The following is a 25875-nucleotide window of genomic DNA, read 5'->3' as shown; positions in this document are numbered from 1 at the left end:
AGTGCGCAGCCATCGGAGGACTGGTCGATCGTCCAAGCTCGCAGTCCACTCCGCAAGACCCCGTTCACGCACTGGACCGCGGCCGCGCCGTCCGCCCGTTTCCTCACCGGTACAGGACGGCCCGCTCGACGGCGCTCCAGGTCGTGCTGGTGATGACGTACAGCGCGGCGGCCAGCGGCACCACGGCCACGGTGACCAGCGTGAAGAAGGACATGAACGGCATGATCCTGCCGATCGCCGCGAGTCCCGGCGACTGCGACCCGTCACCGGCGCCGGCCGCCGGCAGCGGGTGCTCGGCCGCCCTGCGCCGGGTGAGCCGGTAGTTGAAGAGGGCCACCCCGGCGACGAGCGCGAACAGGACGGCGTACACGAGCCCGGCCCCGCCGGCCGGCCCGCCGCCCGCGAGCGCGTCGGCCCAGCGCCCGCCGAGCGGCGCGGCGAGAAGGCTGTGCGAGAGCAGCGCGTTGGCCTCGCCGCCGATGGAGGAGCTGGAGAACAGGTGGTAGAGGACGAAGAAGGCGGGGAGCTGGAAGAGGCTGGGCAGACAGCCGGAGAGCGGGGACACCTTCTCCTCGGTGTGCAGTTCGAGTACGGCCCGCTGGAGCTTCTCGGGGTTCTTCGCGTGCTTGCGGCGCAGTTCGGCGATTTTCGGCTGGAGTTCGGTGCGCGCCTTCTGTCCGCGGGCGGCGGCCCGGGACAGGGGATGGACGAGGAGCCGTACGAGGGCGGTGAACAGGACGATGGCGGCGGCCGCGGCGGACGCGCCGAACAGCGGCTGGAGCAGGTCGGCGAGGCGCTCGACCAGGCTGGCGAAAACGGACATGGGTGGGTGAGCCCTCCGGGGGTCTCGTCGTGCCGGGATGACGGGATCAGCGGCATGACGACACGACCCGCGCAGGGGGCCTCGGGTGGAACGGGTGGGGTGTGCCCTACGCGGTGGTCGCCGGGAGGGCGTGTCCGGGCGCTCGGGGCCGGCGTCGGCCGCGGGCGTCCGGATCGCGTTGGGGCAGGAAGGCCGTCCGCAGGTCCCGGTCCCTGATGGCCGTACGCACCCGGGTGGGCGGTACGACGGGCGCGCACCGTGCGGCGATGACGGCGCAGACGGCGAGCGCGGAACCGACCGCGGCGGTCGCGGCGAGCGCGACGGTGACGGAGAGGCTGCCCACGTCGACGAGTGCGACGGGCAGGAGCACGAGCAGCAGGACGAGCAGGGGGCGCGGGACGGTCCGGTCCCGGGTGTCCCGAGTCATCGGCCGCTCCTCTCTCGTAGGCTCGCAGGCGCCTCTCGTACGCGTGTTTGCCTCAGTTATACAGGACCCGCCGCCGGCCGCTCGGTCTGCTCCGTGTCGATCGGCTGGAGCAGCCGGCGCCGGCCGAGCAGCGCGCGGCCGACCGGGTCCGCCGGGTCCGGGTCGAGCCCGGGGCCGGGCAGCATGTCGATGTCGCGGACGGCCACGACCCTTCCACAGGCGGGGCATTCGTTGTACGGGCCGAGTTCGGTGTCGCAGTCGGCGTGCCGGAAGGTGCGCAGCTGCTCGCCGCCGAGGTGCTCGCGCCCCCACACGCCGAGCGCCCGCAGCGCCGGCCACAGGGCGATGCCGCGGTCGGTGATGACGTACTCGTCCCGGGGCGGCGACTCCTGGTAGCGGCGCTTGTCCAGGATGCCCTCGGCGGTGAGCGCCTGGAGGCGGTTGGCCAGGACGGCGTGCGGGATGCCGAGGTGGACGAGAAAGTCGTTGTAGCGCCGGACGCCGTAGAGCGCGTCGCGGATCACGAGCAGCGTCCACCGCTCGCAGACGACCTCCTGTGCGCGGGCGATCGAGCACTCCTGCGTCGCGTAGTCCTTGCCCAGTGCCATGACGCACACGTCCCAGGATGAGGCGGATACCCATGAGCGACATCGGCACGGATCCCATCGCACCCGCCGTCGGAGCCGCGCTGACCAGCGCCGCGACCACCGTGGCCCTGATGACGTACACCGCGCCCATGGTCACGCTCCCCGAGACGGCCGCCGACCTGCACACCCCGCTGTCCGCCCAGGCCTGGCTGCTGAACGGCACCCCGCTGGGCCTGGCCGCCCTGCTCCTGGTCGCCGGCAGCCTGGCGGACGACTACGGGCGCCGCCGGATCTTCGTCTCCGGCACGCTGGCCCTCGGCATCACCACCGTCCTGGGCGCGTTCGCCGCCACGACCTGGCTCTTCACCCTGGCCCGCATCGCGCAGGGGGCGGCGAGCGCGGCGCTGCTCACCAGCAGCCTCGGCCTGCTCGTCCACACCTTCCCGACGCCCGCCGGACGGCTGCGCGCGACCGGCGTGTGGGGTGCCTTCGTGAGCGGCGGCATCGCGGTGGGCCCGCTGCTGGTCGGGGCGTTCCCCGACTGGCGGACGGCGTACGGCGTCCTCGGCGCCGCCGCCCCGGTCACGGCGGGACTGGGGGCGCGGAGCCTGTCGGAGTCGCGCGCACCGCGGGGCGGCCGGCCGGACCTCGCCGGCGCGGTGACGTTCGGGCTGGCGCTGGTCGCGCTGGTGGCGGCGCTGACGCTGGGCCGGGACGGCCGGCTGCGGGCGCCGGTGGGCCTGTTGCTGGCGGCGTCCGCCCTGCTGGGCGGGGTGTTCGCCGTACTGGAGCGCCGCGCGGGCACCCCGATGATCGACCTCTCCCTGCTGCGCCGCCCGCGCTTCCTGGCCTCGTCCGCCGGCGGACTGTTCACGGGGCTGGCGGTGATCGGCCTGCTCAGTTTCCTGCCGGCGCTGCTGCAACAGGCGCTCGGCCTGTCCCCGATGGACACGGTCTGGCTCTTCCTCCTGTGGTCCGGCCTCTCCTTCACGGTGGCCCTCCAGGCCCGCCGCCTCGCCCACCGCGTCTCCGCGCGCCATCAACTCGCCCTCGGTTTCGCCCTGCACGCGGCCGGGGTCCTGACGATGCTCGGCGCGGTCGGCGCGGGCTCCTGGCACCGTCTCCTGCCCGGCCTGGTCGTGGCCGGCGTGGGCAGCGGCCTGCTGAACGCAGCGCTGCCGCTGCTCTCGGTGGAGTCGGTACCGGCGGCACGGGCGGCGATGGGCTCGGGCGCGCAGCAGACGTTCCGCTACATCGGCTCGTGCGCCGGCGTCGCCCTGACGATCGCGATCGCGACGTTGGCGGGGAGTCCGGGCCGGGGCGCGGACGTGGCGCTGTGGGTGTCGGCGGGACTGTCGGTGCTGGCGGGTGTGCTGGTGGGGGCGCTGCGGGAGCGTGACTGAGCCCCGACGGGCCCCGGCACCGCCGAGGCCCGTCTCCGGTCCCCCGGCACCTCACCCTTGTCACCTCGCGGCAGTACGGTGTCCCCCATGCGCCCCGACACGCCTGCCGAAAACGTCGACCACACCGCCGAAGCGGCCCGTCTGGAGCGGACCGCCGGTCTGTATCCCGAGGACGCCGAGGCCCTGCTCCTACGCGCCGCGGCCCATCTGGAGCTGTCCGGCGACCGCCCCGCGGCGACCAAGCTGTACGACCGCCTGCTGTCCGCCCCCGTCGGCTCCCCCGGGCTGGAGAGCCCGTCCCTGGTCCGCGCCCTGAAGGCGTCGAACCTGTGGGAGTACGACCACGAGGCGGAGGCCAGGGCGATCATCGACGGCGTCCGTGCGGCGGCGCCGCGCGACCCGGCCCCCTGGGTGATCGTGGCCGAGGCCCTGGAGTCCCACGACGAGCTGGAGGCGGCGCACGAGACGTTCACGGAGGGCGCCCGCCTGCTCCTGGCGGACGCGCCGGAGCCCCCGTACTCGACGCACCCCCTCCTCTACGGCCGTCACCGCGTCCGCAGGATGCTGGGCCTGGCCCACGACGAGTGGGACGCCCTCGCCGACACCCTGCACTCGATGCCGGTGACGCTGGACGAGTTGCACGACCCGAAGCGGGTCTGGTCCCTGGGCTCGGACGACCCGGCGGACCTGGAGGCGGAGATCTCCCGCCTGCGCGCGGAACTGGGCGCCTACCGCGAGGCCCTCTCCCGCCCCTTCCCGGTGGCCATGCTCCACTGGCCGGCCGACGAACTGACCGAACTGCTCGACGCGTACCCGCCGCTGGCCGCCGAGTACCCCTCGTACGAGGAGCACGTGGCGGCCATAGAGGCGGCCCTGCGCGAGCTGGCGTCCTCGGGCACGCCGAACCTGGGCGTCGTACAGGGCACTGTCCCCTCGTACGAGGCCTTCGCGGCCTCGGAACACGCGTCACCGGCCGACCCGGCCCTGCTGCCGCAGTACGCGACGACCCTGGCGGCCCGCGGCCGCGCGGTGCCGTGGCCGCCACAGCGGGGAGCGTCGTGCTGGTGCGGCTCCGAGCGACCGTACGGGGAGTGCCACGGCGTCCGGGGGAGCGCGGCGGCGGACCGCTGAGGTTCCGCGCCGGCGGGTGGGGGCACCTGTGCGAAAGTGTGAACACTTACCGGCGAAGTGTTCACGCCCCGCTCATCCTGTCGTCCGGCACCTGACGCGGCGCCGCGATACCTTGTCGCGGCTCCCCGCTTTCAGTGACCCGAGATCGACGAAGGCGTCGAAGTGATGCGAACCGCCCACCCCGAGTCCGTACTTGGGAAGCCGACCGAAGAGCTCGACCACTGCGGCCCTGCCGAGTACCACCGGTGACGGCATCCGGGGCCGTTCTGCCCCTCGACGACGTCACGGGAGCCCGTCAGGAACTGACCGTCGTCCTGCCCGCACGGCTGCGCCGGGACCCCGGCTGGTCGCAGGGCCCGTTCCCGTTCGAACTCGGCAGCCGCCGCACGGACACGGCGACGCGGTCCACGTACTTCGCTCCCGCCTCCGCCCGCGCCCTCTACGGCGCTCCCGGGCGGCCCCGCCGCTGGCATCTGCCGACGGATCTCGAGCACGACGGGCTACGACTGCTCGGCGTGGAACTGCTCCGCGCGGCCACCGCACGCGACCCCGACCACGCCCTGGCCGTCCTGCACTTCAGTGTGGAGAGACCCCTGCTTCCGGTGCTGCGGGCCGTCGCCGGCCGGGGCTCGGCCACCGTCGACGAACCGCTCGCCGGACTCACGGGCCCGTTCGACCCGGCCCTGCTCCTGGACGGCATCGCCGATGTCCGCGACCCCGGCGCGCCCTTCGCCATCGCCCGGCCCTACACGATCGCCTTCCTCACCCCGACGGCACACCACACCCCCGCGCTCCGCGACGGCCCCGAAGCGGAGCTGCCCGCCACAGCGGATCGTTGGCTGTGGCAACTGGCCTCCCGCTCCAACGCTCAGGACTTCCCCCTGGCCCCGGAGACGGCCGGCGAACACCTCAAGGACGCCGTACGCGTCTCCGCGGACTGGAGCGCCCTGATACTGCGACAGGGCGCCGCCTTCCTCGGCCACCGGCCGGACACCGGCGAAGGCGACTTCTACGGATTCGGCGCGCTGCACTCCCGTACCGTCTACCTCGACGCCCTGCTGCTCGGTTCCCTCCAACGCGACCACATCGACGAACTCACCGACGAACTCTCCGAGGTCTTCACCTCCCCCCGGCGGCTCGCCCGCCGCGTCACCGCCCTGGAACGGAACATCGCACTCTTCCGCAGCGGCTACTGGCGGCAGCACCTCACGGCCCACGGCCCCGCGAACGAGCTGCTCCTCGCCTTCCAGAACCAGCACCGGCTGCCGGCCCGCTTCAACGAGATCCTCGCCGAAGCCGCCGACTACAGCCGCCTGGTCCAGACCCAGGAGAGCCAGCAGATCAGCGGTGCCCTGGGAGTCCTCACCATCCTCGGCCTCCCCCTGGGAACAGCCCTCGGCATCCTCCAGGTCCTGGGCGACACCTCACCGACCCATCTCCTGATCGCCCTGGCCCTGTCGGTGGCGGCGACGGGGGCGGCCCTGACCACACGGTACGGACGGCTGGTGGTGTCTTCGCTGCGGGGCGGGTCCGACACAGACCAGCGGTAGCACTGTTCGGTTGCACGGAAACGGTGGGCACGACTGCTCTTGGCGGCCTCTGCGCCGTTGATCTGCGGGTACAGCTAAGGGCCAGCCATCGACAGGTTCGCCTCCTCGATTGTCAGTGGCTCCTGTTAGAACTGAGTCACATCGCTGGGTGGTCGAGGGGAATGTCATGGGCGACACGGAGGGATCGGCGCAACCGGTCGCGGGAGTCTACGAGCGACTCATCACAGATCAGGTGCAAGGCGAACTGGAGCACCTCAAGGACGCGGGGTGGCAGGCCATCGACGCCGCGGTCAGCGCTGAGTCCTCACCTCACGTGCTGGCTCGACACATCGGCGACATGGTGGCCCGTCGCCTGAATCAGCTCCCGGCCGAGCAGCGGGTTCCCTTCGCGAACCGGGTCCTGGAGTCCTTGGCCGCCGGTCCCGGCGAGCAGGACGACACCGAGCCCGTCAGCACGATCGTCGAGGGGCCTCGGCAGTTGCTCGCCCTGGCGGAGCAGGAGGCTCCTGGGGCCTACGCGATCCGACCGCTCACCCCGCTCTCCGAGACCTCGTTGCTCACCAACTCGCCGGAGGACCTCAGCCTGGGGTCGGAGCTCAGAGCCGAGTTGGCCACCGCGGACCGTATCGACCTGCTCTGCGCGTTCGTGAAGTGGTACGGCATCCGCGTGCTGGAGGACTCCCTGCGCGCCGCGAAGGAGCGCGGCGTACCGATCCGAGTCATCACCACCACCTACATGGGCGCCACGGACCGCCACGCGCTCGATCGCCTCGTGCGCGACTTCGGCGCCACCGTGAAGGTCAACTACGAGATCCGCTCGACCAGGTTGCACGCCAAGGCTTGGCTCTTCCGTCGCCGGACCGGGTTCGACACGGCATACGTCGGCAGCTCGAACCTTTCTCGCGCGGCGCTACTCGACGGCCTGGAGTGGAACGTACGCCTGTCGTCCGTGGCCACCCCCGCGGTTCTGGACAAGTTCGAGGCGACCTTCGACGCCTACTGGAACGACACGGCCTTCGAGACCTACGACCCCGATCTCCACGGCGCACGCCTCGATGGAGCGCTGGCCCAGGCGAGTGGGACCGCGTCGACCACCGACGTGCGGATCAATCTGTCCGGCCTTCAGGTGCACCCCTTCCCGCATCAACGGGACATGCTGGAGCGGTTGAGCGTCGAGCGCGACATTCGTGGACGGCACCACAACCTCCTGGTCGCCGCTACCGGTACCGGGAAGACCGTGATGGCCGCACTCGACTACCGCAGCTTGAGTAAGGAGTCGACCGGCGGCCGGCCGAAGTTGCTGTTCGTGGCGCATCGCAAGGAGATCCTCAAGCAGTCCCTACGCACCTACCGGGAGGTGCTGGACGACGCTTCGTTCGGTGAGCTGCTGCACGGCGGCGCGGATCCACACGAGTGGGCCCACGTCTTCGCCAGCGTCCAGTCCCTCAACGTCCAAAGGCTGGAGCAGTTGGCTCCGGACCACTTCGACGTCATCGTCATCGACGAGTTCCACCACGCCACGGCCTCCACCTATCGGAGGGTGCTCGACCATTTCGCGCCCAAGGAGTTGCTGGGGCTCACCGCTACTCCGGAGCGCATGGACGGGCGCAATGTTCAGGATGAGTTCTTCGATGGCCGCATCGCCGCCGAGATGAGACTCTGGGAAGCGTTGGAGAACGACCTGCTGTGTCCCTTCCACTACTTCGGCATCCCGGACGGCACGGACCTGACGAATCTCAACTGGCAGAAAGGTTCGTACGCGGATCAGGAACTCGGCAATCTCTTCACGGGCAACACCGCGCGGGCTCGTATCGTCGTGAAGCAGATCCGGGACAAGGTTTCCGATCCGGGCACCATGCGCGCACTCGGCTTCTGCGTCACCAAGGCGCACGCTCACTTCATGGCCGACTTCTTCCGCAAGGCCAATCTTCACGCCGTGGCGCTCGACAGTGACTCACCCGCCCACGTGCGTGCTCGGGCCCTGTCCGACCTGCGGGACGGCAAGCTCCAGGTGATCTTCTCGGTGGACCTGTTCAATGAAGGCCTCGACATTCCAGACGTTGACACCCTGCTCCTGCTGCGGCCCACCAACAGCGCCACTGTCTTCCTCCAGCAGCTTGGGCGAGGGCTGCGGCGTACCGAGACGAAACCAGTCCTGACGGTGCTCGACTTCATCGGTCAGCATCGAGCCGAGTTCCGCTTCGAGGAGCAGTTCCGGGCCCTGACCAATCTGTCGAGGAACCGGCTGGCAGAGCACATCGAACGCGGCTTCCCGCAGTTGCCGTCCGGTTGCCAGATCATTTTGGAGGGCAAGGCGAAGGACCTCGTCCTCGACAACATCCGGACCCAACTGAGCGCCACAGTGAAGACACTGGTGAAGGAGGTCAGGGAGTACAGCACTCCCCGTCTCGCTGACTATCTTCGGGAGAGCCGCCGCGAGATCAAGGAGTTGTACAAGAGTGAGAACTCCTGGACGACTGTCCTGCGCAGAGCCGGTCTGACCACCGAAACCGCCCCCGCGGGCGAGACGGCACTACTCAAGAGGGTTCATGCCTTCCTGCATGTGGACGACCCCGAGCGCGCGCAGGCCTACCTGCGTCTCCTGGAGGACGAGGCCCCACCGTACGAGACGCTCGGCCCGACCGATCAGGCTTACGCTCGCATGCTGTTCTTCAACCTGTGGGACAACGCGGGCGGTTTCACCAGCTATCAGGAGGGTCTTGCGTCGCTGCACCCGCAGCGTGCGCTGAGGGACGAGGTCCGCCAGGTGCTGTCGTACGTCATCGAGCGGGCCGACCACTTCCCGATCGCACTGAACGATGGCCTGAGCCAGGTCCCGCTGAAGGTGCACAGCTCGTACAACCGGTCGGAGATTCTGGCCGCACTCGGAGTCGCGCGCTTCGGCGGACAGATGCCGAGGTCCTTCGCACAGGGTGTGCAGTGGGTCGAGGAGCTTCAGACAGACGCCCTGCTCGTCACGCTCGAAAAGAACGAGAGGGACTTCTCACCCACTGTCCGCTACAAGGACTACGCGGTGAGCCCGACTCTCTTCCACTGGGAGTCCCAGAACGCGACATCAGCCGACTCCCGCACGGGTCTGCGCTACCAGCAGCACGCACGTCGCGGCAGCCACGTCCTGCTGTTCATGCGCCGCTACAAGAACACGGACATAGGCAAGTCCCAGCCCTGGATGCTCCTCGGCCCGGCAACCTACGTGGAACACACCGGCAGCAAGCCGATGGCGATCACCTGGCACCTCGCTCACGAACTCCCGGCCGACGTGTGGACGTACTCGGCCATCCAGGCAAGCTGACCGCGCGCAGCCCTTACCAGCACCCCCACCCCAAAGGCCAACTCCTTTTCAGTCAAAAGGAGTTGGTCTCCATCCGCCGAGTATCTGCACGTCAGCGAAACCACGCTGACGCGATACCTCCAGGGCCAGCGTGTCCCGCCGGAGAAGGGGGCCGCCGCCATCTTCAACACCGCTTGCGGGGACGCGGGAGGCAGCCAGAACATCGGCATCACGAGAGAAAGGTTTCTGGAGCTGCGTGCGAGAGCCGAGCAGGAACGATGCGCCAACTGCTCGCGACACAGGGATGCGGTACGTGCCGCTGGCCAGAAACTCCGGGCGTTGCAGAGCGCCAATGAACAGCTTGAGCGGTCGGCGGCAGAACAGGCCCGGGAACTCGGGGAACTCCGCCAGCGCGCCGCCGTCCTGAAGGAGGAATCCCGGCGGGTGAAGGCCTCCCGGCCGACACTGGCAAGTGAGGCCGGCCCGCAAAAGGTCCGGGGTGCGGCGCGACCCGCAACTCTGTTGCCGGTCCCCCGCCGACAGGGGGACCGGCAACAGAGCCAAAAGGAAGCCTTGGCAGCCCGCGTGGTCGGCCGCCGCGCTGAAGAGCTGCTCCACGGCGGCCGGCCGGACAGCACTCTCGCGCTGCTGCGGCATACGGCGGAGGCTTGCACACCCCTGGAAGTGGCCTTGCTGGTAGCGCTGCTGCGGGCCCAGGGGCAGGACGAACTGACCGACAACCTCGTTCACATCTATGCGCGCGACCGCAATGACCGGGAAGTGGTGCAGGCAGCACTAGTAATGCACGAGCAGCGGGCCGTCGCGGACGCGGAGGCGCTTCTGCGTACGGCCGCCTCTCACCCGGGACCGGCACTCTCCCAGGACGTACGGACCGGACCTCTCAGGTAATTGCCCTGCCCCGCCGGCCCAGTGAACCCATCAGGCGGCGACGCCCTCCTCGGCCTCGTAGTGCATCTGCGCCTGGTCCAGGACATCCTCCGGGTCAAGACCACATGCTGCCGTCCAGCGCAGCAGGTCGGCGATCAACTCGACCGCAGATACCTTGAGGGCGGTGTCGCGCATCCGGCCTTCCTGAGCCATGCCTCCGCCCGGGTTACGGTAGTTCTCCAGCACCGCGGCGGCCCGTTCCACCCGTCGGCACGCCCGCTCGGGCCCAAGCGCGATCTCGCACCACACCGATTTCCCGATCGCCGTCACAACCGTTCCCCAGTTCGCCGTCACGGCGGCGAGCAAGTGCAGGCCGCGCCCGCATTCGTCGTCACAGCCGGCTGCTGGCAAGGACGGCACTGAGTGGCTCGTGTCGTGGACTTCGACACGCAGCCGCTCACCCTCCCACTCCAGGACCAGCGTGGCGGATGTGCCCTCGCCCACATGCTTGATGACGTTCGCCGCCAGCTCCGTGACCACCAGCTCGGATTCCTCCACGGCTTGGGACATACCCCACCGCCGCAGCTGCGCCGCGGTGGCCTGCCGCAGCAGCCGTACCTCAGCCGGCACTGCCCTGAAGGGCAGAACAGACCGGTGCCGGTATCGCCTGACCCCGTCCTCTGGCATACGAACTCCTCCTTCCCGAGCCACGCACATGCTGCGCCTGCCGTGTCCGTCCGGCTGCACTGCGTAGCGGTTCGTAAGGAGGATGACACAGAGAAGTCTCGCTATGTAACTTCTCATGAGAACTCGTCGGGTGAATCTGATGGTGGGAGGTCTTCTCACTGCCTAGCCTGATCAGGCCCGGAGCGACCGCCCGGCGCACGCGCAGAAGGAAGTCCGCATGACCGTGAGGGCCACCACTCGCCGCCGCCAACTGGGGGCGACCTTGAGGAAGTTGCGAGCTAACAAGGGGTTGACCCTGGAGGAGGCCGGCCGGCTTGTCGGAGTCTCCAAAGCGACGGTGAGCCGCTACGAGACGCAGGCGGGGCCCGTGAAGTGGATCGTGGTTGATGCCCTGTGCCGGGAGTACGGGGCCAACGACGCTGAGCGCGAAGCCGTCGTACGACTAGCCAAAGACGCCAAGCGGCAGGGCTGGTGGAGTTCGTTCGCCGACTCCATCCCGGAGAGCATGAACCTGCTGCTCACCCTCGAAGACGAGGCCGTACACGAGAATCACTTCTCCTGCGTGTACGTCCCCGGTCTCCTCCAGACACGTGCCTACAGCACCGCCCTCCAGCAGGCCAACGAGGTTCCCTTGTCGCCGGACGAGATCGAACGGCTCGTGGACATCCGCATGAAACGGCAGGAGATCCTTACCCGCCCGAAGCCGCTGCGCCTGTGGGCGATCATCGACGAGTCCGTCATCCGTCGCGTTGTCGGGTCACCCCAAACGATGAACGAGCAGCTGGACCGGCTGCTCGCGGCGAACGAATCCCCTCACACCACACTCCAGGTGCTCCCCTTCGCGAAGGGCGCTCACGCCGCGGCCCTCGGAAGCTTTGTCATGATCGGCGGCGCTGAGCCCGCCCTCGATGTCGTATACGTCGACTTCCACACCGGGTCCCTCTTCCTGGAGAAAGACGAGGAACTGGAGCGCTACCGGCTTGCGTTCGAGTACCTGCGCGCACAAGCGTTGGACATGGAAGCTTCGTCCGCCCTGATCCACCGCGTCCGCAAGGAGCTGTGAATGTCCCCCGCTCTCCAGGCCGCCTCCGGCCTTGTGTGGTTCAAGTCGTCGTACAGCGGTGGCAACACCACCGAGTGCGTCGAGTGCGCCTACGCTCCGCCCGGAACCCTGATACGCGACTCAAAGTGCGCGGACAGCCCTGTCCTGTCCGTAGGCACCGAGGCCTGGCGCCGCTTCGTCGACGCGCTGTAACAGAGCTAGTGAGCCCCGAGAGGCCGGGCTCGTAGAAGTCCGTGCAAGTAACTGGCACGCGGAGTCACGACCGCGGAAGCCTGGTCACCTCGACAGACATCGCTGCAACTGGAGGACACCATGGCGCTGCGCCGCCTGGGCAAGGATCCCGAGAGTCCCAACAACGGCTCTCCGACCGTGTACCTGGACGATGAAACGGGGAACTACATCCTTCAAGGATGGCGGGTCACAGACGCTGAGCGCCTGGCCCAGTTGGACATCCCCGGGCACGAGACGGTCATCGAGTTCCCCAGGCGCATGATGCGGTTCTTCCCGGAGGTGAGCGGCAGTGCCGCAGCCGACGTTTGAGGAACTCTTCCGGTCGGCCCGGCACAGCGCCTATCACCTGGAGATGCGCGACGCCTACGGTCTCGACGAGGACTACCAGGAGTGGTCAGCGGGGCACCGGTTCGATCCTGCGGAGCGCTGGCCCTGGTGGATCGACCTCGTTTCCTCTGCGGTGGCCCGGGGCGTGGCCGTGCACCGCGCTCGCGTCGTCTCCGAACCCCTGTCCTCCTACGCCCGTTACGAGTACGAGCTGACGGACGGGCACAACGTCAAGGCCGGCGAAGACGTGCGCTGGCTGCCTCGCAGGCAGGCTTCGGGCCTTGCGCTGCCGGGGAACGACTTCTGGCTCTTCGACGGCACGTCCGTCCTGTTCAACCACTTCGCGGGGGACGGGACGATGACGGGTGAGGAACTGGTGACGGACCAGACTGTCGTCAGCCTGTGCTCCTCCGCGTTCGCTGCCGTCTGGGAGCGGGCGATCCGTCATGAGGAGTACCGGCCGGCCTGACGTGACCCGCCCGCCACACCCCATGTCTTCGTCATCCAGCATCCGGCAGGCCCGAGAGGCCCTGGGCAAGCGACTGCGCGAAATCCGCAAGGACTCGGGGCTCACCGCGCGGGAGCTTGCCTCCAGGGCGGGCTGGCATGAAAGCAAGTGCAGCCGCATCGAGAACGGCCGTACGCCACCGTCCGATGACGATCTGCGCGTGTACGCACTCCACTGCGCCGCGGCCGACCAGACGGCTGACCTGATCGCCACAGCGCGCAACATAGACGGTGCTTACGTCGAGTGGCGGCGTATGGAGCGTTCCGGGCTGCGTCGTGCGCAGGAATCGGTCCTTCCGTTGTGGGAGCGCACCCGGCACTTCCGGGCGTACTCGTCGTGGCTCATACCCGGACCGCTTCAGACACCCGCGTACATCAGGGCTCTGCTGATGTCGATCCGCGACCGTCGCGGGGTGCCCGATGACCTGGAGGCAGCCGTCGACGTTCGCGTGAACAAGCAGCGCGTCCTATACGAGGGAGCACGCCGGTTCGCCGTGGTCCTGGAGGAGAGCACGCTTCGGCACCTGATCGGTGGTCCGGAGACCATGGCCGGGCAACTCGGGCACCTGCTGTCGCTGGCGACGCTCCCCAACGTCAGCTTGGGCGTGATTCCGCTGAGCACGGACCGCACCGCACTGTGGCCGGCAGAGGACTTCTGGATCTTTGACGATTCCCAGGTCAACGTCGAGCTGGTCTCTGCCTTCCTGACCATCACGCAGCCCCACGAGGTCGGCATGTACGCAAGGACCTTCGCCGCTCTTGCCGACTCGGCTGTCTACGGCGCCCCCGCGCGCACGCTGATCACGTCGGCCATCGACTCCCTGGGGTAACTGCGCGCAAGTCCACGCGTGCTCGTTGCAGCGTTCCTCCACGTGTTCCTCACTTCGTCGTCGTGGAACCCGGCGTGGGGCCGTCGAAGCGGCCCCCTCGGCGAGGTCGGCGTAGGTGGTCCAGGCGACCGGCCCGACGCGGCAACCGGCGCGCGCAGCCCCTACCAGCACCCCCACCCCAAAGGCCAACTCCTTTTCAGTCAAAAGGAGTTGGCCTCCATGCGCGCATTTTTCGTGTCAAACCCCCGGCGGATCGGATTCTCAGTCACCAAGCTGACACAACGCGTGAGCGCAAGCGGTATGGTCCCTGCCGAACGCCGCTTGTGGGCAAGGGAGTTCAGGCGCGGTGGCGGTGCGGTTGTGTGCTGCTCCGGGTGCCCGGCTCCTCGTTGCCCCCGCCCGTACAGGCCCTCGCCCGTTCCTTGGAGATCCATGTCGTGCGCCCTCACCGTCGTCCGCAGCGCTGAACCCCCGGCACATGGTGGCCCGACGAGGGCGCGGGTCCGTCGCCGCGTCCCTCGGCAGGGCGGGAGACACCGGTTCGCTGCGGACTGTTGAGGACGCCCCCGGGCGGCACCCGGCGTCGCCGCGCCCTCGCGCCCGCCGGGCTCGGTGACTTCGGCTCCGGGAGGCCCCGGGCGGCCCCGCCCGGACGCCACCGGGTCGGGCGCGGCCCCATCCCCCCACACCGACGGCTTTTGATCCGTGAGGACCTGATGACTGAACTGCTGTTGACCGTCGCCTCGTTGCTGACGGCGGCCGGACTCGGGGCCGCCTGGCGATTCCGGCGCAAACGCGATCAGGCCCGGCGCCAGGCCGAGTTGCTGCGCGAGCACGCCGACCGGCTCACCCTGCAACTCGTCGCCGCCGAGCAGTGCGTGGGGCAGCTCGCGGCCACCGTGGTCCCGGCGGTGGCGGGCGCCGGGCAGGGGGACGGGCTCGTCGTACCGGCTCAGCTCCACGGCACGCCGCTCGCCGAGCGCCTGTCCGCCGTCCCCAAGGCGCTCGCCTCGGCGGTCGAGGAGGTCAGGACCCAGGAGCGGGCGGCGGCCTCCCAAGCCGTCGAACAGGCCGTCGAACAGGCTGTGGATCAGGCCGTCGGCCGGGTACGGCAGGACGCGGAGCGGCAGATCGCGCAGGTACGGAACGAGTCCGTGGGCGTGGCCCGAGCCGCCGTGCGCGGCTTCGCCAACAACATCGTGGCGCGGTCGGCGAGGCTGGGCCGGGCCGTCAGCCAGGGCGTGCGGCGGCACATCTCGGACGAGGCGTACGCGACGCTCGTGGAGATCGACCATCTCGCCCAGCAGATGCTGCTCACCGCCTCGGGATACGCCGTGCTCGCCGGGGACAAGCTGTCGCGGCGCTGGCCCGCCACCACACTGACCGACATCGTGCGGGCGGCCATGGGCCGGATCGAGGGATACGAGCGGATCAAGCATCCCGAGATGGGTTCCGTCATGGTCGAGGGCCGCGCGGTGGAGGCGGTCGTGCACGCCGTGGCGACGCTGCTGGACAACGCGCTGCGTTACTCGCCGCCCGCCGCCAGTGTCCACGTCTCGCTCGAACAGGGCCACCACGCCTGCTTCCTGATCGTGGACGACGCCGGGCTGCGCATGGACGACGAGCGGCTGCTGTGGGCCAGCGACGTGATGTCCGGCGAGCAGCGCGACGACATCACGCGCCTGGGCGCCCACCCGCAGACCGGGCTGCGCGTGGCGTCCCTGCTGGCGGAGAGCTACGGCTTCCGGGTCGAGCTGACCGCGCCGAACATCTACCAGGGGACCCGGGCCATGGTCGTACTGCCGAAGAACCTGATCGTCGACCCCGCGACGGCCGCCCCCGCCGCCACCCCGGCCCTCGCCACCCCGGCCGTCGCCGCCCCGGCCGTCGCCACCCCGGCCCTCGCCGCCCCCGCGCTGTCGGCCTCCGGCACGCAGCCCGCGCCAGAACCGGCCGCCGAGCCCGAGCGGCCCCCCACCCCGGCGACCGGCACACCCGCACCCCGCACGCCCTCCACCCCCGGCCCCGGCCCCAGCCCCGCCCCCGCCCCCTCAACCAGCACCACAACCGCCCCCACGACCACCACCGCCAGTGGCCTGACCGTCCGCCGCCGTTCCTCCGGCCCCGCGCCGTCGCGCCGTACCGCCGCTTCCGCCGAGGCCGGGCCCGGCCGGCCCGCGGTCGCCGCGGCCTGGGCGGCGGGCACCCGCCGCGGCCGGCAGGACGAGCCCTCTTCGACCTCCGCCGGACCGGACACCGCACCCGACGCCGGTCACGACGCCGCACACGACGAAGGACACTGACCGTGCAAGACACACACACCAACAGCCTGGGCTGGCTGCTCGACCAGGAACTCGGCACCGTCGAGGGCGTCCGCTACGCCGTGCTGATGAGCAGCGACGGCCTGCTGAAGGCCCGTACCGAGACGATCAGCCAGGACGACGGGGAGAAGTTCGCCGCGCTGACGGCGGCGCTGCGGGCCGCGGGCAAGGCCTGGGACGAGTTCACCGGCGGTGCGGGCATGCGGCAGTTGCTGATCGAGTCGGCCGGCTGCATCGGGCTGACGACCACCGCGGCGAAGAACACCATGCTGTCCGTGTGTACGACGGGTCCGGAGGCCGACGTCGGACTGATCTCCCATCACATGGTGCTGCTCGCCACCCGGGTGGGGCACGAGATGGCCACCGCGGAGCGCCTGCCGGCCGCGGAAGGCGGCTCGCCGGCATGACGGGGCCGCGGCGTGACCCCGACATGGTCAGGCCCTACGTCCGTACCGGCGGTCAGGTCCGCGCCCGTGACGACGTGCGCCTGGAGAGCGTGGTCATCGCCGCGACCGGCCCCACGGACACCCTCGGCCCGGACGCCCGCCGGGTGATGCGGCTGTTCGCCGGCGCGGAGGGCGGCCTGGCCGTCGCCGACATCGCCGCCGCGCTGGAGCTGCCGCCCTCCACGGTGCGCATTCTCGTCTCCTCGCTGATGGACTCCGGCCACCTGTCCAGCCCGGCACCCGCGACCGACCACCAGCCCGACTTCGACCTGCTCCAGGAGGTACTCCGTGGACTGCGCGCCATGGTCTGACCCGCCCGTCACCTACGTCCCGGCCACGGTGACACGGTCGGCCAAGATCGTGGTCGCGGGGGGCTTCGGCGTCGGCAAGACGACCCTCATCGGCAGTGTCTCGGAGGTGACACCGCTGCGGATGGAGGAACCCATCACGCAGGCCAGCGCAGGCGTCGACGACCTGCGCGGCGCCCCGCACAAGACGACGACCACCGTGGCGATGGACTTCGGCCGCATCCACATGGCCGGGGGCAGAATCGCGCTGTATCTGTTCGGGCTGCCGGGGCAGTCCCGTTTCCAGCCGCTGTGGGAGGACCTGGCGGAGGGGGCGCTCGGCTGCCTCGTCCTGGCCGACACCCGCGACCTCGACGCCTCCCACGACGCGCTCGGTCTCCTGGACGGCGCGGGCATCCCGTACGCCGTCGCCGTCAACACCTTCCCCGGCGCGCCGGTCTACCCCGAGGCCGAGCTGCGCGAGGCCCTGGCGCTCGACGCCCTGACCCCCCTGACGACCTGCGACGCCCGCGACCGCACCTCCGCCCTGCACGCCCTGATCACGCTCACCGAGTACCTCACCGAGCACCGCTCGGCCGCCCTTCTGGAGTCCCGCCGATGACGCTGCCCTCCGCCGAGCCCGCGCCCACCAGCCCACCGGGCCGGATCGCCCTGTACGCACCGGAGTTCGCCGCCGACCCGCACGCCGCCTACCGGCGCATGCGGCGCACCCACGGCCCGCTCGTCCCCGTCGATCTGGCGCCCGGGGTACCCGCGACGCTGGTCATCGGCTACTACCAGGCCCGCCGCATCCTCAACGACCCGCTGCACTTCCCCGCCGATCCGCGCGTCTGGGAGCGGCTGATCCCGGCGTCCTGCCCGGTCAGACCGATGATGGAGTGGCGTCCCAACGCGCTGCGGTCCGGCGGCGCCGAGCACGCCCGCTACCGTTCGGCGAACACCTCCGCCATCGACCGGGTCGACCAGCACGAGCTGCGGGCCCTCGTCGAGAAGGTCGCCTCCTCTGCCATCGACGAGTTCCGCGCCCTGGGCGAGGCCGACCTGCTGACCCAGTACTCGTTCCCCATCGCCTTCCGCGTCCTGAGCGCGCTGCTGGGCTGCCCGGACGAGATCGGGCAGCGCATCGCGGACGGCATGGCGAAGATCTTCGACACCACCAACGCCGAGCAGGGCAACCGGATCCTGGCCCAGGCCGTGTCCGACCTCGTGGCGCTGCGCCGGCGCCACCCCGGCGACGACATCACGTCCCGGCTGACCCTCCATCCCGCCGGGCTGAGCGACGAGGAGATGGGCCATCAGCTGGTCACGCTGTACGGCGCCGGGATCGAGCCCCTGACCAACCTGATCAGCAACACCGTCCTGAAGATCCTCACCGACGAGGAGTTCTCCGCGGACCTGCACGCGGGGCTGTCCACGGTGCGCGACGCGCTCGACGCCGTCCTGTACACCGACCCGCCGATGGCGAACTACTGCATCTCGTATCCCCCGTACCCCATCGACGTGGAGGGGGTGCTGCTGCCGGCCGACCAGCCGGTGGTGATCTCCATGGCCGCCGCCAACAACGACCCGGCGCTCACCCGGGGCGTGCCCGAGGGCCGCCGTACGGGCAACCGCGCCCATCTGGCCTGGAGCATCGGCCCGCACTCCTGCCCCGCCCGCTCGCACGCCTATCTCATCGCGGAGACCGCGGTCACCCATCTCCTCGACGCGCTGCCGCAGACGGACCTCGCCCGTCCCCTCGGCGAACTCACGTGGCGCCCCGGCCCGTTCCACCGGGCCCTGGAATCCCTGCCCGTCGCCTTTCCCCCCACACAGTAAGGAGCCAGGCCATGGCGGCCCAGCAGCCTCCCCTCGTCCTCGACCCCACCGGTACCGGTCACCTGGCCGAGCACCGCGCCCTGCGAGCCCGCGGCCCGGCCACCAAGGTGGACGTGCTCGGTGTGGAAGCCTGGTCGATCACCGACCCGGCGTTGCTCAAACGACTGCTCACCAGCCCCGACGTGTCCAAGGACGCTCGGGCGCACTGGCCCGCCTTCGAGCAGGTGGTCGGCACCTGGCCGCTCGCCCTGTGGGTCGCGGTGGAGAACATGTTCACCGCGTACGGCTCCGACCACCGCAAGCTGCGCCGGCTGGTCGCCCCCGCCTTCAGCGCCCGCCGCATCGCTGGCCTGCGGCCGGCCGTCGAGGAGCTGGTGGGCCGGCTCGTGGACCGCCTCGCCGGCCTGCCCGCGCACGAGGCCGTCGATCTGCGCCAGGAGCTGGCCTATCCGCTGCCCATCGGGGTGATCGGTCACCTCATGGGCGTCCCCGAGGAGCGGCGGGAGGGCTTCCGGGCCCTGGTGGACGGCGTCTTCGACACCACGCTGAGCCCCGCCGAGGCACAGACCAACACCGTGCGCCTGTACGAGGTGCTGGACCAGCTCATCGCCGCCAAGCGGGCCGCTCCCGGCGACGACATGACGTCCCTGCTCATCGCCGCCCGGGACGACGAGGAGGACGGCTCCCGCCTCGGCCCCGAGGAACTGCGCGACACCCTGCTGCTGATGATCAGCGCCGGCTACGAGACCACCGTCAACGTCATCGACCAGGCCGTCCACACCCTGCTGACCCAGCCCGAGCAGCTCGCACTGGTCCGCAAGGGCGCCGTCACCTGGGAGGACGTCATCGAGGAGACGCTGCGTCACGAACCGGCGGTCAAACACCTGCCGCTCCGGTACGCCGTCACCGACATCCCCCTGCCGGACGGGCGGACCATCGCGCGCGGGGAGGCGATCCTCGCCTCGTACGCCGCCGCCAACCGCCATCCCGACTGGCACGACAACGCCGACACCTTCGACGCGGCCCGCACGGTCAAGGACCATCTGGCCTTCGGCCACGGCGTCCACTTCTGCCTCGGCGCGCCCCTCGCCCGGATGGAGGTCGCCCTCGCGCTGGAGAGCCTCTTCGAGCGCTTCCCCGACATCCGTCTCGCCGAACCTGCGGCCGAACTGCCGCCCGTGCCCTCCCTGATCAGCAACGGCCACCAGCGGCTCCCGGTCCGCCTGTACGCCGAGTGAACGTCGGGACGGCTCGCCCTCGTTCGGGTGAGCCGTCCCCGGCGGCGTCGGGGACCGGGCCCGTCAGCCGAACATGCCGGGCTCGTAGTCGCCCGCCGGCTGCTGGGTGATGACGTTCAGCCGGTTGTAGGTGTTGATGACGGCGATCAGCCCGACCAGCGCGGTGAGCTGCTCCTCGTCGTAGTGCTTCGCCGCGTCCGCCCAGGCCTCGTCGGTGACACCGCCGGAGGTGTCGGCGATGCGGGTGCCCTGCTCGGTCAGTTCGAGGGCGGCGCGCTCGGCGTCGGTGAAGACCTTCGCCTCCCGCCACGCGGCGATCAGGTTGAGGCGCAGCGAGGTCTCCCCCGCCTTCGCGGCGTCCTTGGTGTGCATGTCGAGGCAGAAGCCGCAGCCGTTGATCTGGCTGGCTCGGATCTTGACCAGCTCCTGGGTGGTGGCCGGCAGCCCCGAGTCGGCCACGGCCTTGCCCGCGGAGTTGATGTGCCGCAGGATCTTGCCGGCGAGCGGGCTGGCGAACATGTTGAGACGAGCTTCCATGGTGGTTCCTCCGTCGGTGTCACGTCTTCGCGCTTACACAGCTACGACGGAGCCCGGGGGGTGCGATGTGACAGCCCCGGCAAAGACATCGATGTGACCTGCGTCTCACCCGTCCGGCGCAACGCCGCTCCCCCTGCGACCCCCGCTCGGGCGCCGGGTCCGGCGGGCATTAGCCTCGGTTGCACCGGTCGGCGCGGCAGGAGCAGGAGGCGGAGATGGCGAAGGTTCCCAGTGCGGTGATCGCCGCGGGCGGGCTCGTCGGCGGGTACGGCGTGGCCCGCTGGAGCGGGAAGCGGCAGCTCGGCGGGGTCGTGCTCGCCGCCGCCGGGGCCGCCGCCGCGCGGCAGTGGCGGCAGCGGGCCGGCGGCCGGGCCGCGGGGGCGCTGAGCGCCGCGTACGTCGCAGGATTCGCCGGGTCCCACCCGCTGGCCAAGAAGGTGGGCGCCTGGCCCGCCGTGTTCGGCGTCGCCGGTGCCGTGGCACTGGCCTCCTGGGCGGTCGCCGACCGACGGGCCTGAACACCCGGCGGAGGACGGACCATGGCCGGACGCGTCAGGGCCGGTTGTGCGTCATCACGTTGACCACCCGGCCGTTGGGATCGCGCACGAAGAAGCGCCGTACGCCCCACTCCTCGTCCTGCGGCTCCCGGACGATCTCCGCGCCCGACGCGACCACCTGGTCGTACACCTCGTCGACGTTTTCGACCTCCACGCTCATGTCGGGGACGACGGAGGCGGTGCGCTCCTCGGTGAAGAGGCCGATCTGGGCGGTGGGGTTGGACGGGGAGGCCAGGGTCGTCACCCAGCCCATGTCCATGACCTCCTCGAAGCCCAGCAGACCGTAGAAGTCGCGGCTCGTGTTCCACCGGTCCTCGGCCTGGACGTGGATGTTGGGGACAACCCTGCGGATGGTCATCAGCTGGCTCCTGACTGCGTGGTTCCCTGCGACTGTGCTCCCACCGTGGACAGCGGCTGCGCGATGTCCTCCAGCGAACGGCGCTCCGCGTTCACCGCCAGGAACGCCGCCACCAGACCCGCCGCGCACATTAGCCCGGCGCCGATCTGGAAGGCCAGCACCGTGTCGCCGACCACGCCGGACTCGGTGAGGTCGGCGAAGAGCAGCGGGCCGCTGATCCCGCCGGCGGCGGTGCCGAGGGCGTAGAAGAAGGCGATGGCCATGGCCCGGGTCTCCATGGGGAAGATCTCGGAGACGGTCAGGTACGCGCTGGAGGCGCCCGCCGACGCGAAGAACAGCACCACGCACCAGCAGGCCGTCATCGTCGTGGCCGTGAGCGAGCCGCGGTCGAAGAGCCAGGCCGTGCCGAACAGCAGCAGGCCGGAGAGCAGATAGGTGCTGGAGATCATGATCCGGCGGCCGACCGTGTCGAAGAGGTGGCCGAGCAGCAGCGGGCCCATGAAGTTGCCCGCGGCGATGACGGCGAAGTAGTAGCCGGTGCTGCCGGTCGGCACGTCGAAGAAGGTGATGAGGATGGTGCCGAAGCCGAAGGTGATGGCGTTGTAGAGGAAGGCCTGGCCGACGAAGAGCGAGAGGCCGAGGACCGCGCGGCGCGGGTAGCGGCCGAAGACGGTCTTGGCGATCAGGCCGAACCCGACGCTCTTGCGCTGGTGGATGGTGATCTCACCGGCCGGTGGCGGCAGCTTCTCGCCCTTCTCCTCCTCGATCCTGCGTTCGACGGAGGAGACGAGTGCGTCGGCCTTCTCACCCTGGCCGTGGATGAACTGCCACCGCGGGCTCTCCGGGACATGCCGGCGCACCAGGAGCACCAGCAGGCCCAGGAGCACACCGAGGGAGAAGCTGAGCCGCCATCCGAGGTCCTTGGGGAAGATGTCGGTGTCCAGCATCACGATGGACAGCAGGGCGCCGCCGATCGCGCCGAGCCAGTAGCTGCCGTTGATGACGAGGTCGACCCGGCCCCGGTAGTGGGAGGGGATCAGCTCGTCGATCGCGGAGTTGATCGCCGCGTACTCGCCGCCGATGCCGAAGCCGGTGAGGAAGCGGAAGAGGAAGAACCACCAGGACTCGAAGGAGACCGCGGTCAGCGCGGTCGCCGCCAGATAGAGCACCAGCGTGATCATGAACAGCTTCCTGCGGCCGTGGCGGTCGGTCAGCCAGCCGAAGAACAGGGCGCCGGAGCATGCGCCCGCCACGTACAGGGCGGCGGCGAGGCCGGTGATCTGGGCCGAGCTGATGGCCAGGCCGCTGCCGTCCTCGGCGATGCGTCCGGCGATGTTGCCGATGATCGTGACTTCCAGGCCGTCCAGGATCCAGGCGGTGCCGAGGCCGATCACGATCATCCAGTGCCAGCGGGACCAGGGCAGCCGGTCCAGGCGGGCCGGGACGGCCGTGGTGACGGCCCCGGTGAAGGCGGGCTCCGAGGCCGACGACGACTCTCCTGCCATGGCTCCCTCTCCGTCGGACGAACGCCTCCCCCCGCGCCTGTGCGCAGGAGAAACACGCCCGCCGTGCCGGAGACCCGGGTCTGCCGGGCGGGCTCTACGCCCCCAGCATGCGGGAGAACGTGTAGATCAGCAGCCCGGCCAGCGAGCCGACCACCGTGCCGTTGATGCGGATGAACTGGAGGTCGCGGCCGATGTTCGCCTCGATCTTCCTGGTGGTGTGCTCGGCGTCCCAGCCCGCCACCGTGTCGGTGATCAGGGAGGTGATCTCCCGGCGGTAGGTGGTGACCACGTACACCGCGGCGCCCTCGACCCACCCGTCGACCTTGCCCTGCACCTTGGGGTCGGAGGCCATCCGGGCGCCCAGGGACAGCAGCGAGGCCCGTACCCGCAGCCGCAGTTCGCTGCGCTCGTCCTCCGCCGCCGAGACGATCATGGATCGTACGGCCGTCCAGGCGGACGCGATCAGGTCCTGGACCTCGCCGCGGCCCAGCACCTCGGTCTTCAGCCGCTCCACGCGCGCGCGGGTCTCCGTGTCGGACTGGAGGTCGGAGGCGAAGTCGGTGAGGAAGCGGTCGAGGGCGCCGCGCGCGGGGTGGGCGGGCATGTCGCGCATCTCGGTGACGAAGCGCAGCAGCTCCTTGTAGACGCGGTCGCCGATCTTCTTGTCCACGAACCGGGGCGTCCATCCGGGTGCCCCGCCCTGCACGGCGTCCATCACGGAGTCGCCGTGCAGGATCAGCCAGTCGTGGGCGCGGGAGACGATCAGGTCGACGGCGCGCCGGTGGCCGCCGTCGGTGACGACCCGGTCCAGCATCTTGCCGATGCCGGGGGCTATCTCCTGCGCGTCGGCGCGGCGGGTGATCGCCTCCCCCACCACCGCCTGCACGTCCGAGTCCCGCAGCACGGTCAGGGCGCCGCGCAGGGCGGCCGACAGCTCGGCGGTCACCCGGTCGGCATGCTCGGGCACGGCGAGCCAGGCGCCGAGCCGGCTGCCGATGCCGACGGCGCGCAGCCGGCCGCGTACGAACGTCCTCGGAGAGGAAGTTCTCGCCGACGAACTCGCCCAGCGAGACGCCCAGCTGGTCCTTCTTGGTGGGGATGATCGCGGTGTGCGGGATGCGCAGCCCCAGCGGGTGCCGGAAGAGGGCGGTGACCGCGAACCAGTCGGCGAGCGCGCCGACCATGCCGGCCTCGGCGGCGGCGGAGACATAGCCGGCCCAGGCGCCCGCGCCCCGGTGGGCGGCCCACTCGGTCAGGGCGTAGACCACGGCGACGAACAGCAGCATGCCGGTGGCGGTGAGTTTCATACGGCGCACGCCGCGCTGTTTGACCTCGTCGGCCGGGCTGAAGGAGGTCATCGCACGGTCGCGGACGGCGCCGGTCGCGGATCCCGGCGCGGTGGTCCGGCCGCCCTCCGCCGTGTCCTGCCCGGCCGCCCCGGAACTCTCGGGCAGTTCCGCTTTCGTGCGTTCCATCCACTCCACCGTTCGCTCATCCGTCCCGTACACATTGTCCCTTCCTGACCGACTCCTGGAACGGAACACAAGTTCCCGGCGTCTGTCCGGGAGGGGAACGCCCGGGGCTCCCGCGGCCTTCCCCCGGCCCATGCCGCATCATGGATTCATCGGACCGGAGCCTCGGGGCTCCCCTCGCCCGAGGAGAACACCACAGCATGACCCGGGGTCGTCACGGGAGTGCGGGGACTCCCCCCACCAAGCACCGTGCCCTGCTCGCCGCGATCGTCACCCTGATAGTGGCGATCTCCGCGGCGATATACGTCGGCGCGTCCACGGACGACGGCGCCAAGGACCACGCACCGGTCGCGGGCGGCCGTGCCCCACGGGGCGAGGCCGCTCCCGCGTCCACGGGCACCTGGGTCGGCGCGTGGTCCACCGCGCCGGCCGCGGCCGAGCCGGGCACCGGGACGACCGGCATGGCGGGCCGCTCGGTGCGCAACGTGGTGCATGCCGGGATCGGCGGCACCGGCGCGCGGATCACCCTGTCCAACCTCTACGGGCAGTCGCCGCTGACCGTCACGCACGCCTCCATCGCCCTCGCCGCGGGCCCCGGCTCCGCCGCCGCGCTGGCCAAGACCATGCGCCGGCTCACCTTCGGCGGCAGCCCGCGGGTGAGCATCCCCGCGGGCGGACAGGTGACGAGCGACGCCGCCCGCATCGCCGTGCCGTACGGCGCGGACGTCCTGGTCACCACGTACTCCCCCGTGCCGTCCGGGCCGGTCACCTACCACCCGCAGGCACGGCAGACCAGCTATCTCGCCGTCGGCGACCGCACGGCGGACGCCGGCTCCGCCGCGTACACGACCGAGACGCCGTACTGGCGGTATCTGACCGCGCTGGACGTGCTGAGCCACGAGGCCGACGGCACCGTCGTCGCGATCGGCGACTCGATCACCGACGGCTTCGGCTCCGCGCCGAACGCCAACCGCCGCTGGACCGACGTGCTCGCCGGGCGGCTGCACGAGGCGGCCGGGAGCCGGCGCGGCGTCCCCCACTACGGCGTCGTCAACGAGGGCATCAGCGGCAACCGGATCCTGACCGGCAGGTCGGGCCGGCCGCCCGGCAACCCGAGCGCGGTGAGCCGCTTCCAGCGGGACGTGCTGGGCCGCACCAACGTCAAGGCCGTCGTCATCGCCCTCGGCGTCAACGACATCCTGCACAGCCCGGGACTCGCCGACCGCGACGGCATCCTCGCCGGCCTGCGCGCCATGACCGACCAGGCGCACGCGCACGGGCTGAAGGTCGTCGGCGCGACGATCACGCCGTTCGGCCGTCACAGCGGGTACACGCGGGCCCGCGAGGCGATACGGCGGTCGGTCAACGAGGAGATCCGCTCGGGCCGCGTGTTCGACGCGGTCGTCGACTTCGACAAGGCCCTGCGGGACCCCTACGACCCGCGCCGGCTGCGCGCCGACTACGACAGCGGCGACCATCTGCACCCCAGTGACAAGGGGTACGCGCGGATGGGCCGGACCCTCGATCTGAACACCCTGAAGGGCGCGGCAGCGGCCCGCCTGTGACCCG

The 25875-nt window shown here is 70.6% G+C and carries 26 protein-coding genes and 1 pseudogene; 18 read left to right on the top strand and 9 right to left on the bottom strand.

Translation table 11 applies throughout. The features are described 5' to 3' along the window. Positions 1-103: 103 nt before the first annotated feature. From AC4IHM_RS21000 to AC4IHM_RS20990, 3 genes are all read right to left on the bottom strand, one after another. Positions 104-823 (bottom strand): YidC/Oxa1 family membrane protein insertase, encoded by a 720-nt coding sequence (locus AC4IHM_RS21000; RefSeq protein WP_490868549.1) that lies wholly within the window; start codon positions 821-823, stop codon positions 104-106. A gap of 106 nt (positions 824-929) precedes the next feature. Next, positions 930-1250, bottom strand: coding sequence for a DUF6412 domain-containing protein (locus AC4IHM_RS20995; protein WP_490868548.1), 321 nt, complete (start codon positions 1248-1250; stop codon positions 930-932). Positions 1251-1306: 56 nt separating this feature from the next. Continuing rightward, positions 1307-1858, bottom strand: coding sequence for a winged helix-turn-helix transcriptional regulator (locus tag AC4IHM_RS20990; RefSeq protein ID WP_490868547.1), 552 nt, complete (start codon positions 1856-1858; stop codon positions 1307-1309). A gap of 32 nt (positions 1859-1890) precedes the next feature. Here AC4IHM_RS20990 and AC4IHM_RS20985 point away from each other — a divergent pair, with 32 nt between their 5' ends. The 4 genes from AC4IHM_RS20985 to AC4IHM_RS20970 all read left to right on the top strand — a co-directional run bounded on the left by AC4IHM_RS20985 (position 1891) and on the right by AC4IHM_RS20970 (position 9234). Next, positions 1891-3240: an MFS transporter gene (locus AC4IHM_RS20985; RefSeq protein ID WP_490868546.1), complete on the top strand. Its 1350-nt coding sequence runs from the start codon at positions 1891-1893 to the stop codon at positions 3238-3240. Positions 3241-3327: 87 nt separating this feature from the next. Further along, positions 3328-4371, top strand: coding sequence for an SEC-C domain-containing protein (locus AC4IHM_RS20980; RefSeq protein WP_490868545.1), 1044 nt, complete (start codon positions 3328-3330; stop codon positions 4369-4371). Between the two features lie 245 nt (positions 4372-4616). Further along, positions 4617-5921 carry a hypothetical protein gene (locus tag AC4IHM_RS20975; protein ID WP_490868544.1) on the top strand — a complete coding sequence of 435 codons (1305 nt, stop codon included), beginning with the start codon at positions 4617-4619 and terminating at the stop codon, positions 5919-5921. A gap of 166 nt (positions 5922-6087) precedes the next feature. Then, complete coding sequence (locus tag AC4IHM_RS20970) at positions 6088-9234, top strand: DEAD/DEAH box helicase (RefSeq protein WP_490868543.1); 3147 nt, start codon at positions 6088-6090, stop codon at positions 9232-9234. 48 nt (positions 9235-9282) lie between these two features. On the opposite strand, the gene AC4IHM_RS20965 is transcribed toward AC4IHM_RS20970, so the two are convergent. Next, positions 9283-9870, bottom strand: a complete 588-nt coding sequence (locus AC4IHM_RS20965) for a hypothetical protein (RefSeq protein WP_490868542.1) — start codon at positions 9868-9870, stop codon at positions 9283-9285. Between the two features lie 27 nt (positions 9871-9897). Here AC4IHM_RS20965 and AC4IHM_RS20960 point away from each other — a divergent pair, with 27 nt between their 5' ends. Further along, on the top strand, positions 9898-10122 hold the full coding sequence (locus AC4IHM_RS20960; RefSeq protein WP_490868541.1) for a hypothetical protein: 225 nt from the start codon (positions 9898-9900) through the stop codon (positions 10120-10122). Between the two features lie 30 nt (positions 10123-10152). Here the strand turns inward: AC4IHM_RS20960 and AC4IHM_RS20955 are convergent, their stop codons facing one another. Further along, positions 10153-10788 (bottom strand): ATP-binding protein, encoded by a 636-nt coding sequence (locus tag AC4IHM_RS20955; RefSeq protein ID WP_490868540.1) that lies wholly within the window; start codon positions 10786-10788, stop codon positions 10153-10155. A gap of 217 nt (positions 10789-11005) precedes the next feature. Here AC4IHM_RS20955 and AC4IHM_RS20950 point away from each other — a divergent pair, with 217 nt between their 5' ends. The 11 genes from AC4IHM_RS20950 to AC4IHM_RS20900 all read left to right on the top strand — a co-directional run bounded on the left by AC4IHM_RS20950 (position 11006) and on the right by AC4IHM_RS20900 (position 19877). Further along, positions 11006-11851, top strand: a complete 846-nt coding sequence (locus AC4IHM_RS20950; RefSeq protein ID WP_490868539.1) for a helix-turn-helix domain-containing protein — start codon at positions 11006-11008, stop codon at positions 11849-11851. After that, complete coding sequence (locus AC4IHM_RS20945; protein WP_490868538.1) at positions 11852-12043, top strand: DUF397 domain-containing protein; 192 nt, start codon at positions 11852-11854, stop codon at positions 12041-12043. 120 nt (positions 12044-12163) lie between these two features. Next, on the top strand, positions 12164-12391 hold the full coding sequence (locus tag AC4IHM_RS20940) for a hypothetical protein (protein WP_490868537.1): 228 nt from the start codon (positions 12164-12166) through the stop codon (positions 12389-12391). Between the two features lie 43 nt (positions 12392-12434). Continuing rightward, on the top strand, positions 12435-12878 hold the full coding sequence (locus AC4IHM_RS20935; protein WP_490870888.1) for a DUF6879 family protein: 444 nt from the start codon (positions 12435-12437) through the stop codon (positions 12876-12878). 22 nt (positions 12879-12900) lie between these two features. Then, the gene (locus tag AC4IHM_RS20930; protein ID WP_490868536.1) at positions 12901-13746 is read left to right on the top strand and encodes a helix-turn-helix domain-containing protein; all 846 of its coding nucleotides are present in this window, start codon (positions 12901-12903) and stop codon (positions 13744-13746) included. A gap of 716 nt (positions 13747-14462) precedes the next feature. Next, complete coding sequence (locus tag AC4IHM_RS20925) at positions 14463-16049, top strand: ATP-binding protein (protein ID WP_490868535.1); 1587 nt, start codon at positions 14463-14465, stop codon at positions 16047-16049. 2 nt (positions 16050-16051) lie between these two features. Further along, positions 16052-16474 carry a roadblock/LC7 domain-containing protein gene (locus AC4IHM_RS20920; RefSeq protein WP_490868534.1) on the top strand — a complete coding sequence of 141 codons (423 nt, stop codon included), beginning with the start codon at positions 16052-16054 and terminating at the stop codon, positions 16472-16474. Further along, positions 16471-16824, top strand: a complete 354-nt coding sequence (locus AC4IHM_RS20915; protein WP_490868533.1) for a DUF742 domain-containing protein — start codon at positions 16471-16473, stop codon at positions 16822-16824. Before AC4IHM_RS20920 ends, AC4IHM_RS20915 begins: the two co-directional genes overlap by 4 nt. Beyond that, positions 16802-17422: a GTP-binding protein gene (locus AC4IHM_RS20910; protein ID WP_490868532.1), complete on the top strand. Its 621-nt coding sequence runs from the start codon at positions 16802-16804 to the stop codon at positions 17420-17422. Before AC4IHM_RS20915 ends, AC4IHM_RS20910 begins: the two co-directional genes overlap by 23 nt. Beyond that, positions 17419-18639 carry a cytochrome P450 gene (locus AC4IHM_RS20905; RefSeq protein WP_490868531.1) on the top strand — a complete coding sequence of 407 codons (1221 nt, stop codon included), beginning with the start codon at positions 17419-17421 and terminating at the stop codon, positions 18637-18639. The genes AC4IHM_RS20910 and AC4IHM_RS20905 overlap by 4 nt, the downstream gene beginning before the upstream one ends. A gap of 11 nt (positions 18640-18650) precedes the next feature. After that, complete coding sequence (locus AC4IHM_RS20900) at positions 18651-19877, top strand: cytochrome P450 family protein (RefSeq protein ID WP_490868530.1); 1227 nt, start codon at positions 18651-18653, stop codon at positions 19875-19877. Positions 19878-19940: 63 nt separating this feature from the next. On the opposite strand, the gene AC4IHM_RS20895 is transcribed toward AC4IHM_RS20900, so the two are convergent. Further along, positions 19941-20414, bottom strand: a complete 474-nt coding sequence (locus AC4IHM_RS20895) for a carboxymuconolactone decarboxylase family protein (protein ID WP_490868529.1) — start codon at positions 20412-20414, stop codon at positions 19941-19943. 215 nt (positions 20415-20629) lie between these two features. Here AC4IHM_RS20895 and AC4IHM_RS20890 point away from each other — a divergent pair, with 215 nt between their 5' ends. Continuing rightward, positions 20630-20932, top strand: a complete 303-nt coding sequence (locus tag AC4IHM_RS20890; protein WP_490868528.1) for a hypothetical protein — start codon at positions 20630-20632, stop codon at positions 20930-20932. A gap of 34 nt (positions 20933-20966) precedes the next feature. Here the strand turns inward: AC4IHM_RS20890 and AC4IHM_RS20885 are convergent, their stop codons facing one another. The 3 genes and pseudogenes from AC4IHM_RS20885 to AC4IHM_RS20875 form a co-directional block, all read right to left on the bottom strand. Beyond that, on the bottom strand, positions 20967-21329 hold the full coding sequence (locus AC4IHM_RS20885) for a VOC family protein (RefSeq protein WP_490868527.1): 363 nt from the start codon (positions 21327-21329) through the stop codon (positions 20967-20969). Continuing rightward, a complete protein-coding gene (locus AC4IHM_RS20880; RefSeq protein ID WP_490868526.1) occupies positions 21329-22834 on the bottom strand; it encodes an MFS transporter in 1506 nt (501 codons plus the stop codon). The genes AC4IHM_RS20885 and AC4IHM_RS20880 overlap by 1 nt, the downstream gene beginning before the upstream one ends. A 94-nt stretch (positions 22835-22928) precedes the next feature. Beyond that, positions 22929-24309 (bottom strand): annotated as a pseudogene (locus AC4IHM_RS20875) (DUF445 domain-containing protein). A gap of 197 nt (positions 24310-24506) precedes the next feature. Between AC4IHM_RS20875 and AC4IHM_RS20870 the strand changes: the two are divergent. Next, entirely contained in the window at positions 24507-25871 is a 1365-nt protein-coding gene (locus AC4IHM_RS20870) for an SGNH/GDSL hydrolase family protein (protein WP_490868525.1), read from the top strand. Positions 25872-25875: the final 4 nt, after the last annotated feature.

It is taken from the genome of Streptomyces sp. SL06, assembly GCF_058244745.1.
This window is presented reverse-complemented; position numbering and strand designations above follow the sequence as displayed.

Excerpts from the sequence above, each read along its gene's own strand:
- AC4IHM_RS20955 (WP_490868540.1), bottom strand. The coding sequence starts at position 10,788 with ATGCCAGAGGACGGGGTCAGGCGATACCGGCACCGGTCTGTTCTGCCC.
- AC4IHM_RS20965 (WP_490868542.1), bottom strand. The coding sequence starts at position 9,870 with ATGCCGCAGCAGCGCGAGAGTGCTGTCCGGCCGGCCGCCGTGGAGCAG.
- AC4IHM_RS20950 (WP_490868539.1), top strand. The coding sequence starts at position 11,006 with ATGACCGTGAGGGCCACCACTCGCCGCCGCCAACTGGGGGCGACCTTG.
- AC4IHM_RS20945 (WP_490868538.1), top strand. The coding sequence starts at position 11,852 with ATGTCCCCCGCTCTCCAGGCCGCCTCCGGCCTTGTGTGGTTCAAGTCG.
- AC4IHM_RS20885 (WP_490868527.1), bottom strand. The coding sequence starts at position 21,329 with ATGACCATCCGCAGGGTTGTCCCCAACATCCACGTCCAGGCCGAGGAC.
- AC4IHM_RS20905 (WP_490868531.1), top strand. The coding sequence starts at position 17,419 with ATGACGCTGCCCTCCGCCGAGCCCGCGCCCACCAGCCCACCGGGCCGG.
- AC4IHM_RS20995 (WP_490868548.1), bottom strand. The coding sequence starts at position 1,250 with ATGACTCGGGACACCCGGGACCGGACCGTCCCGCGCCCCCTGCTCGTC.
- AC4IHM_RS20900 (WP_490868530.1), top strand. The coding sequence starts at position 18,651 with ATGGCGGCCCAGCAGCCTCCCCTCGTCCTCGACCCCACCGGTACCGGT.
- AC4IHM_RS20890 (WP_490868528.1), top strand. The coding sequence starts at position 20,630 with ATGGCGAAGGTTCCCAGTGCGGTGATCGCCGCGGGCGGGCTCGTCGGC.
- AC4IHM_RS20990 (WP_490868547.1), bottom strand. The coding sequence starts at position 1,858 with ATGGCACTGGGCAAGGACTACGCGACGCAGGAGTGCTCGATCGCCCGC.
- AC4IHM_RS20915 (WP_490868533.1), top strand. The coding sequence starts at position 16,471 with ATGACGGGGCCGCGGCGTGACCCCGACATGGTCAGGCCCTACGTCCGT.
- AC4IHM_RS20895 (WP_490868529.1), bottom strand. The coding sequence starts at position 20,414 with ATGGAAGCTCGTCTCAACATGTTCGCCAGCCCGCTCGCCGGCAAGATC.
- AC4IHM_RS20935 (WP_490870888.1), top strand. The coding sequence starts at position 12,435 with ATGCGCGACGCCTACGGTCTCGACGAGGACTACCAGGAGTGGTCAGCG.
- AC4IHM_RS20880 (WP_490868526.1), bottom strand. The coding sequence starts at position 22,834 with ATGGCAGGAGAGTCGTCGTCGGCCTCGGAGCCCGCCTTCACCGGGGCC.
- AC4IHM_RS20980 (WP_490868545.1), top strand. The coding sequence starts at position 3,328 with ATGCGCCCCGACACGCCTGCCGAAAACGTCGACCACACCGCCGAAGCG.
- AC4IHM_RS20940 (WP_490868537.1), top strand. The coding sequence starts at position 12,164 with ATGGCGCTGCGCCGCCTGGGCAAGGATCCCGAGAGTCCCAACAACGGC.
- AC4IHM_RS20925 (WP_490868535.1), top strand. The coding sequence starts at position 14,463 with ATGACTGAACTGCTGTTGACCGTCGCCTCGTTGCTGACGGCGGCCGGA.
- AC4IHM_RS20985 (WP_490868546.1), top strand. The coding sequence starts at position 1,891 with ATGAGCGACATCGGCACGGATCCCATCGCACCCGCCGTCGGAGCCGCG.
- AC4IHM_RS20970 (WP_490868543.1), top strand. The coding sequence starts at position 6,088 with ATGGGCGACACGGAGGGATCGGCGCAACCGGTCGCGGGAGTCTACGAG.
- AC4IHM_RS20930 (WP_490868536.1), top strand. The coding sequence starts at position 12,901 with ATGTCTTCGTCATCCAGCATCCGGCAGGCCCGAGAGGCCCTGGGCAAG.
- AC4IHM_RS20870 (WP_490868525.1), top strand. The coding sequence starts at position 24,507 with ATGACCCGGGGTCGTCACGGGAGTGCGGGGACTCCCCCCACCAAGCAC.
- AC4IHM_RS21000 (WP_490868549.1), bottom strand. The coding sequence starts at position 823 with ATGTCCGTTTTCGCCAGCCTGGTCGAGCGCCTCGCCGACCTGCTCCAG.